Here is an 8,963-nt window from a genome sequence, read left to right on the forward strand (position 1 = left end):
GGCACTTCCACCAGGCCGAACGTTTCACCGACGGTCTGGCCCATATTGATGCCGCCGGCATGAGCCACGATCGATCCGGCCGCACTCAGGTTCTGCGACTCATAGCCGCTGCCTCGGTTGTAGCCAAAGCCCAGATCGCCCATCGACGTACGGGTACTCAGACTGAGCGAGCCAGAGCGCTCGCCCTGGACGCTGCGCCCGGTCTGCACGGAATAGTAGGTGTCGCTGTCCTCGGTCAGATAACCATTGATCCCGGCTTGCGTGCTGGTACCGGCGTTCTGATGGTTACTGGAAACGTAGGCACGCGGTGCGCGTGGTGTCGATCCGAGCGGGAACGAAATTGAAACGCTTAATTGCGTGTCGTTGCTGGTGTCACCGCGTGCGCCGAATTCCTCGGTTTTGCTCAGGCTGATGTTGTAGTTCAGGTCGCGCCAATTGTTGTTGTAGCCGGCGGAAAAGCTGCGCGAGCCGCCGCGATCCCAATAGCGCTGGTCACTGGCATTCAAATACAGCGAGCCGAACTGGCGCGCTTCGCCAAGGGTCTGGTTGACCGTGAGGTCGGTACGGGTTTTGGCATTGCCCGCGCGCCGCGTAGCGCCGGCGCTGGTGTCCTGCACATGGTCGGTCAGCGTGCGGTAACCCTCGGTCGAATAACGATAGGCGGCGAGGGTGAAGCTGGTATCGGTACCGGTGAAGGTCTTTGCATAGAGCGCGCGGACACTGCTGCCCTGGGTGGTTTTGCCGAATGCCTTGCTGGACGATTGCGTAACGTCCAGGGACATCGCGCCAATCGAGGTGTTCTTCGCCGCACCGATGGACAGCGCCTTGAAGCCGTTGCTCGCCTGAATGCCGGCAATGCCCGTCAGATTGCTGGTCAAGCCGTAGGCGAAAGTGCCCCCAAGGAAAGCCGGTTTGTCATAGCCCTCGCTGTTGTTGTTGAACTTGCCGCTCGACAGGCTGTACTTCAGTTGCCCCTCACGCACCATCGTCGGCAGGGCGGAGAACGCCTGCCGGGTTACCTTGCGCCGACCATCCGCTTCGACAATGGTGATCTCCAGGTCACCGTTGGAGCCCGATGGGTAGATATCACTGATCTCGAACGGACCCGGCGGTACATTGGTGGTGTAGAGAATGTAGTTGTCCTGGCGGACCTCGATCTTCGCATTGGTTTCCGCCACGCCACGAATGATCGGTGCATAACCGCGCTCACTGTCTGCACGCATGCCTTCATCAGAAGCGATCTTGACGCCTTGGTAGCGCACGCTGTCGAACAGATCCGAATCGGAAAAGATTTCACCCGCGCTCAGTTGCCCCTTGATCGCCGTGAGGTCGCGCTGGATGAACGTGCGGTTGCTGACAAAACGGTTGGGCCGGCCGGTGGAGCTGCTCAGGTTGGATTCGTTGCGCAGACGCCAGGCACCAAAGTTGATGCCGTTGCGCAGCCCCAGGTTATTGGAGATTTGCGTGGTGTAATCGGTTTTGCTGCGGGTGCTGCTCAGCTGGTAGTTGATGAAACCGGCGGCCACACCTTGGTCCCAAAGCTCCGGATCTACATAGCCGCGCATGCCACGCGCCATGGCGACCTGCGGCACACTGATATTGAGGCGCAGGCGGTTGGCATCGAAATTGAGACTCGCTTGCTCGATCATTGCAGGCAGGTCGTAGTGATCGGCAGGGTGTTGCTCGTCAACCAGACCCTGCTCACGCAGTTTGCGCATGTCCACACCCAGCTGCTGCAACAGTTCCAGGGTGATGCGTGGCTCGACTTTGCCGTTGACCGAGTTGGCCGCGAAATCGATATCGCGACGCCCGACCAGCGTGCCGTTGCTGAACACGTCGACGCGGTATTGGCCTGGCAAGACGCTGTTGGCATTCAGCAACGGTTGCAGATCGACCGCCGATGAACCTTCAAGGAACAGCGTATTGAAAGATTCACTCGCCACTGCGGCCGGGGCTTCGGCGCCCACGGCGAATCCGCAAATGGCCATGTTGATAGCAAAGCACAATGGATGCAGGCAGCCCAACGCCGCTTTGTTTTTCTGGCGCGCAACATGATGCTTAACACAACTTTCAGATGTGTGGTGTTGGGAGGAAAACATGCAATTTGCCTTATCAGTCCGTGTTGCTTCAACCGGAGTCCGGAACTTGTGAATAGCTTGTAAGTTGGCAGGGTGGGGCGGGGGATTTACTGGGCGGAGGCATCTTTCACGCGCTCGGCATGGCTTTCGGCAACGCTTAGTGGTGCATCGAATCGTTGTTGTGCGCCGTAATCGTTAATTGCTGAAAAACTCAAATGCGAAGTGCCAGCTGGCAGATCTTTCAGATTGAATGAGCGAACTTCCCCTGGAACGATCATTGTCGAATCAATTACCAATTCCGCTTTTTTCCCTGCAACGACTTTCAGATCCGCCAGCGACACGTGGTAGTTGCTTTGGTTTTTTACTTTCAGCACCGACTTGCCAGCCTGAGTGACCAATTGCCATGCAAGTTGCTCCGGTGCCTTTGCGGCATCACCGGTGAGTCCGTCCGGGCGGAAGAAGACCTTGATACGCTGACGTACCGCCAATTGCAGCGTGTTGACATCGGCAGCACTGGCCTGGGGGATTTCCTGCACGTTCAGCCATACCACCGACTCCTTGTGCGCAGGCATGCCGCGGCCTTCATAAAGAATCCTCAGTAATTGCTGTTGATTGGGCTCAAGTTTGGCCAGTGGTGGAGTAACTGCGAAAGGCGGTGCGCTGCCAGCCGTGTCGCCGGCATCCAGCCACGATTGCGCCAGAATGGTTTGTCCGCCGTTGCGCACGGTGACATTCGCCTCTTTGTGCGCGCCATCGAAGATAATCCGGGTGGAGCTCAAGGAGATGCTGGCGAATGCCGAGTGCGTCATCAACACCCCGGCAAGCCCCAGGCAAAGCGGAAAGTAGCGACTTAACATAGATTTCACCGATTAATCTGTCCGGGAAGGACGAGGCACAGCGGCCCCGTCCAGGTATTGCGGGCTGCTTATTCGTATTCGAGAACGAACGGCAGAGTGGCGTTACCGGTACCGGCAGTAGCGGTGGTCTTGTCGCCGGTGGTGACGTAAGCGGCTGCGAACGACAGGGTGCCGTCACCGCCTGTGGTTGCGTCGCCAGTCAGGTTGGTCTGCACTTTGGCAGTGGCTTCGGAGCTCAGGTCGATCAACTGGCCATTGCTGTCCAGCAGTGCGATACCAACGCCTTTGGCCGCGTCTGCACCCTGCAGCTTGAGAACTTTTTTGCCATCAACCAGGCCCGAACCGCCGTTTACGGTTGGTTTGAACAGCATCGAAACCTTGGTGCCAGCGTTGCAGTTCACTTTCAGGTTGAAATCGTTGGCGGCCACACGACCGGCGCCCGGAGCAGAGTCGGTGCCCATGTCTTTGATCGACACGCTGCCCATGTCCACGGCAATCATCTTGTCGTTACCCAAGGCGCCATCTACCGAGCAAGCGTCGTTATTGATAACGCCGGTGAAGCTGATTTGACCGCTGCCGCCCTTGACAGCTTTGGCCGCTTCTTCTTCAGCCACTGCGCCAGTGGAGGCAGCCAGTACGGAAAGAGTGAGTACTGCGAAAGCGAACTTTTTCATGTTTATATCCGAAGTTATTGTGAAGTGCTGCATTGAAATGCCAGGCCATATTAGGTGTGCGGTGGTGGCGGGTCTTTGGGATTTGTCTTAAAGCGATAAAGGTGCGAGCCAGTCAGTAATATGGCAGTGGCGTATTCATATTTGCGGTAATGGTGCAGCGAACCAAATGAGACAATTCTCAAAGTCGTGCGGTCTTTGTCTGGCTAGTATTCGCGGATGCAGAAATTCTCAGTCAACGCAAAGTTTGTGAGCGGGCGTCCTGCTTGAAAGATTATTCAAACTTTCGCTATTAACGACTGATAGAAAGAGGTTCCAGGTTTGTGAACACGCTTCGTATATTGGTCTTGGAAGATCACGCCTTTCAGCGCACGGCGGCAGTCAGTGCGCTTAATAGTCTGGGGTACAAAAATATCTTTCAGGCGGCTGACGGCAAGGATGCGCTGGCTGTGATATCCCAGGCTGGAGGCGTGGACGTTGCATTGTGTGACTTGAGCATGGCCGGGATGGATGGTTTGACGTTCTTGCGCCTGGCGAGAGAGGCCGGTTTGATTCGTGCAGTGATCATCTGCAGTTCACTGCCTGAAGACTTGTTGCGCACGGTTGACCGGATTGTCACGTTGCAGGGGCTGGAATTGCTTGGCAGTGTCGGCAAGCCGCTGATGGTCGATGTGCTGGGGCCATTGTTGGCGCGTTATCGGCCGCACACTCCGGGCGATGCCAAAGTGGTGGAAAGTCATCTCGATCAGCCTTCGGAGAACGAAGTGCTTGAAGCGATACGCCGTCAGGAATTTCGCGCCTACTTCCAGCCCAAATTTCATCTGCGCAGTGGTGAAGTGGATGGCGCCGAGGTGCTGGTGCGATGGCAGAGTCCCAGCCGCGGTTTGCTTTCTCCGGGCATGTTCTTGCCGACGATCGAGCGCTGCGGGCTGCTCGATGAGATGTTTTTCAGCCTGCTCACGCAAGGCTTGAGTCTGCAGCGCTTCGTCCAGTCTCACGGCAAGCCGTTCAAGCTGGCGTTCAATCTCGACGTGACGCAGATGGCCAATCCGAATCTTGTCGACCGGATCAAGGCGCTGTTGCGCATCCATGGCGCCTCGCCAGCTGGGCTCATTTTCGAGCTCACGGAAACCGGCCTGCTGCAGATGCCCGAGATCAGCATGGAAAACATGGTGCGTCTGCGCATGCTCGGCTTCAGTCTGGCAATCGATGATTTCGGTGTCGGCTATTCTTCACTTGAGCGGCTGTGCCAGATGCCGTTCAACGAAATCAAACTCGACGCCGGCTTCGTGCAGAATTTCCATCAGGCGCGCTACAGCGCGGTCATCCACGGGGCGTTGGCCCTGGCGCGGGAATTGGACATGCGCGTGGTGGCAGAGGGTATTGAAACCGCAGATCAGGTTCAGCATCTGGCGCGGCTTGGTTGTCAGTGGGGGCAGGGCTTCTTCTATGCTCGCCCGATGAATTGGGCGCATTTGGTCGACTGGCGTTTCGAGGGTCAGAAGTCATCCTGGCGCCGCGCAATAGGCACATCCGATCGTTGATGCAAGCGGCATTCTGACTTTTGGGACAAAGCCCTATTTCGTCACGCCTTTAAAACACTCATCATGTGCCGAGAAATCAATCAGATGCACCTGAATGCTTCGGTGATGCCCGGGATTTGCTGCGGTTGCCAAGTGCTGATGGTCCTCCAACACTCTTCATCATGGAGCTGTTCATGCATTGGTCAGTCGTGAATCCGTTACGCGTTGCCATCCTTGATGATCACTCGCTCATACGTCTGGCGATGAAGTCGCGGCTGACGCGCGAAGCCGAGTTCAGTGTCGTAGGTGTGTATGGCAGCAGCGCGCAGTTGCTCGCCGGATTGCGCGAAATCGACATCGACCTGCTGATACTCGATTACAAACTGCACGATGGGGAGCTGGACGGGCTCAATCTGATCCGCCTGCTGCGCAAGCAATATCCGGGCATGCGCATCCTCGTCTCTTCCTCAGAAGAGCGCCCGGCAGTGGTGAACATGGCGGTCGGGGCGGGCGTCAGTGGATTCTTCGGCAAGTCACAGTCGGTCGATGACCTGATTACTGCCATTCGCTGTGCAGCGTCCGGCCAGTTGTACCTGTCTCCCACCATGGCCTTTGAGCTTGACGTGTTGCCAGCATCGATCGAAGAGCCCGCCGGTGCCAAAGACGAGAGCGCGGCGCACAGCGACGATTTCCTCAGTAATCCTCTGCTGTCACCTAAAGAGAAAGAAGTCTTGCGCTGTTGTCTCGAGGGGATGGGGGTGACGCAGATTGCCTTGAAGTTCTCGCGCAGTCGCAAAACCATCAGTGGGCAAAAACAGGCCGCTTTCAAAAAGCTTGGCATTCGTGGTGACGCAGAGCTGTTCAAGTTGCAGCACAGCCTGACAGCCGACAACCAGGGATAACACGCTTATGTTTCATCTGTTGCGCGGTGTTTTGCTAATCAGTGTGCTTTTCGTATTCAGTAGTGGTGTGTTATTGGCAGCAGAGCCGCGCACCTTGCAGGTGTTCGGTCGCTCGGACTGCAAGGAGCTGCAAGTCGATCTGGCCAATGAAGACTGGAGTTGGCTGCGGCAAAAGCGCAGCCTGATATTGGGTTCTGCGCTTCCGGATTTCCCGCCTTATGTCATGACCGCCAGCGGTACGCGCTATGAGGGGATTGCCGCCGATATCGCCTGCATTATCGGTCAGGCACTGCATGTTGAGATTACCGTCAAGGCTTACCCTGACCGGCGTGACGCCATGGCCGCACTTGAGCGCGGTGACATTGACATGTTGGGCAGTTCCAACAGTTTCGAATTGATCGATGGCCTCGTCACGCTCAGCAAACCTTATGTCGAAGACGTGCCGGCGATGTTCATGCGCGGCGATGATCGACGACCGATGCCGGCCAATCTGGCCGGTTTGCGTATTGCGGTTGCCGACGATTACCTGCCTTCCAGTCAATTACACGCGTTATACCCCAACGCCGAATTCGTGCTTTTTCCATCGAACGAGTTGGCACTGGCTGCGCTGGCTTTTGGCAAGGTCGACCTGTTTCTCGGCGATACGGTGTCGAGCAATTACCTGATCAACCTCAACTACTTCAACTATGTGCGGCTGCACTCTTTCGTCAAAACCCAAACCAGCGGTTTCAGCTTTGCCTTGCACCGGGGCAACGACCAATTGCTGCGTCTGATCGATTCGACCCTCGAGTCGCTGGGTGATGCGAAGATTGCCGAAATTACCAAGCGCTGGTCGGGCGGCGGCGGGGCGCTGACGCCCAAACGCATTGACCTGACACCCGGCGAAGCACGTTGGCTTGAGCTGCATCCGGTCGCGCGGTTCGTGATCAATGACGATCAGGCACCGTTTGCATTCTTTGATGGTGACGGCAACTTTGGCGGGATCGGCGCTGATCTGCTCGAGCTCATCCAGCGGCGTACCGGCTTGCAGATCAATGTCGAGCGCACCGACAGCTTTTCCAGTCTGAGCACGCGTCTGCTGGATGGCAGCGCGGATATTTCTCTGCTGACACCAACGGTCTCGCGGGAAGTCGGCATGCGTTTCACTCATCCGTTCCTTGCCAGCCCCTTTGTGATCGTCACCACCAAGGACGCAGGCGCGCCTTCAAGCCTGCAGGAGCTGCGCGGCAAGCGCGTCGCAGTGCCCGAAAGTTCGGCTGAGCGTGAGCTGCTCAAGGACTACCCCGACATCGAGATCGTTGATAACGAAACAGTTCTGGGCGCCTTGGCTGACGTGAAGGACGGTCGAGCGGACGCGATGATTACCACGTTGCACAGTGCGCGCTACTACATCGCCCACATCTACAGCGACAGCTTGCGTATCTCCAACATCGTCGGCATGAACAAAGGCTTCCTCGCTTTCGCCGCGCGGCGTGCCGATACCGAACTGGTCAGCATTCTGAACAAGGCGCTGCTGAGCATTCCGCCGGATGAGCTGGACGTAATTCTCAACAGGTGGCGTCCCATTGCAGCGTTTTCGGGTTTGTCGTGGCGCGATTACAAGGCGCTGATCTACCAGATCAGCGCTGGCGCGTTCCTGATTATCCTGGGATCGCTGGCGTGGAATTTCTATATTCGCCGGCAGATCCGCGAACGCAGCCGGGCAGAGCGCTTGCTGGGCGATCAGTTGAAGTTCATGGGCGCGTTGATCAACGGCACGCCGCATCCCATCTACGTACGTGATCGTGAAGGTCGGCTTGTCACCTGCAATAATAATTATCTGCAAACATTTGGCCTGCTGGAAAAGGACGTGATCGGCAAGACCGTGCTCGAAAGCGGCAAGCGCAATCGTCAGGAGGCGTTGCAATTTCACGACGACTACCTGCGCGTCATCGAGCAGGACGAACCTTACGAGGTGGATCGCACGCTGCATGTCGGTGATACGCGGCTGATCATTTACCACTGGATCCAGCCGTATCACGACACGGCGGGTGAAGTCAGAGGCGTGATCTGCGGCTGGATCGATATCAGCGAACGCCGTGAACTCATCGAGGAGTTGCGTTCGGCGAAAGAGCTGGCTGACGAGTCGAGCCGCGCCAAAACCACGTTCCTGGCGACCATGAGCCACGAAATCCGTACGCCGATGAGCGCCGTGATCGGCATGCTCGAACTTACCCTCAAGCGTGCCGAGCAGGGACACTTCGATCGGCCGGCGATTGAAGTGGCATACGACTCGGCAAAAGGTCTGCTGGAACTGATCGGCGATATCCTCGATGTGGTACGCATCGAATCGGGCCATGTCAGCCTTTCGCCGAAACGTGCCAACCTGCGCGAATTGGTCGAATCCGTGGCGCGGGTGTTCGACGGCTTGGCCAGGCAGAAGAGTCTGGTGCTGAAGCTCGACATCGACGCCACTGTCGGCTGTGACGTATTGGTTGATCCGATGCGCTTCCAGCAGGTGCTCTCGAACCTGGTGGGCAACGCGATCAAGTTTACCGACACCGGTCATGTCAGCGTCTCGATTCGCGGCCAACGTCTCGCTGACGAACGCTTACAGGTCGACCTCAAGGTCGAGGACACCGGCATCGGCATTTCCAGCGCCGATCTGCAGAATCTGTTCCAGCCGTTTTCCCAAGCCAATCATGGTCCCTCCAGCAGAGGCGGCACCGGTCTGGGACTGGCGATCTCCCGTTCATTGTGCGAATTGATGGGCGGGCGGCTGAACATTACCAGTACGCTTGGCAAAGGCACCTGCCTGGAAGTGTCGCTGTTCTTCAATATTCTCAGCCCGCTTGGCGGCAAAGTGCTGCCTGTTTCGGTTGTTCAGGACAAACCGGTACCGACACTCAGGATTCTCGTAGTCGATGACCAGAGCGCCAACCGCCTGCTGTTG

Annotated in this window: 6 protein-coding genes; 3 read left to right on the forward strand and 3 right to left on the reverse strand. The window is 57.1% G+C overall.

Annotated elements, in window-relative coordinates; genetic code table 11:
• The 3 genes from OQK_RS23565 to OQK_RS23575 form a co-directional block, all read right to left on the reverse strand.
• Window positions 1-1,988: fimbria/pilus outer membrane usher protein (locus OQK_RS23565; protein WP_238537251.1), on the reverse strand; the 1,988-nt coding region annotated here is incomplete at its 3' end.
• Window positions 1,989-2,185: 197 nt separating this feature from the next.
• Complete coding sequence (locus OQK_RS23570) at window positions 2,186-2,935, reverse strand: fimbrial biogenesis chaperone (RefSeq protein ID WP_038861644.1); 750 nt, start codon at window positions 2,933-2,935, stop codon at window positions 2,186-2,188.
• 68 nt (window positions 2,936-3,003) lie between these two features.
• The gene (locus tag OQK_RS23575; RefSeq protein WP_016774577.1) at window positions 3,004-3,609 is read right to left on the reverse strand and encodes a fimbrial protein; all 606 of its coding nucleotides are present in this window, start codon (window positions 3,607-3,609) and stop codon (window positions 3,004-3,006) included.
• Window positions 3,610-3,929: 320 nt separating this feature from the next.
• On the opposite strand from OQK_RS23575, the gene OQK_RS23580 reads away from it, so the two are divergent.
• From OQK_RS23580 to OQK_RS23590, 3 genes are all read left to right on the forward strand, one after another.
• Complete coding sequence (locus OQK_RS23580) at window positions 3,930-5,150, forward strand: EAL domain-containing response regulator (protein WP_024012832.1); 1,221 nt, start codon at window positions 3,930-3,932, stop codon at window positions 5,148-5,150.
• A gap of 173 nt (window positions 5,151-5,323) precedes the next feature.
• Window positions 5,324-6,031 carry a response regulator transcription factor gene (locus OQK_RS23585; RefSeq protein ID WP_016774579.1) on the forward strand — a complete coding sequence of 236 codons (708 nt, stop codon included), beginning with the start codon at window positions 5,324-5,326 and terminating at the stop codon, window positions 6,029-6,031.
• Between the two features lie 67 nt (window positions 6,032-6,098).
• The coding region (locus tag OQK_RS23590) for a transporter substrate-binding domain-containing protein (RefSeq protein WP_238537282.1) at window positions 6,099-8,963 on the forward strand (2,865 nt) is incomplete at its 3' end.

Origin of the sequence: Pseudomonas sp. R62 (genome assembly GCF_000257605.1) — a bacterium.
In the GTDB taxonomy this organism is placed as follows: Bacteria; Pseudomonadota; Gammaproteobacteria; order Pseudomonadales; family Pseudomonadaceae; genus Aquipseudomonas; species Aquipseudomonas atacamensis.

What these genes read in the sequence shown, in the direction of transcription:
- OQK_RS23570 (WP_038861644.1), bottom strand. Translation starts at nt 2,935, where the DNA reads ATGTTAAGTCGCTACTTTCCGCTTTGCCTGGGGCTTGCCGGGGTGTTG.
- OQK_RS23575 (WP_016774577.1), bottom strand. Translation starts at nt 3,609, where the DNA reads ATGAAAAAGTTCGCTTTCGCAGTACTCACTCTTTCCGTACTGGCTGCC.
- OQK_RS23585 (WP_016774579.1), top strand. Translation starts at nt 5,324, where the DNA reads ATGCATTGGTCAGTCGTGAATCCGTTACGCGTTGCCATCCTTGATGAT.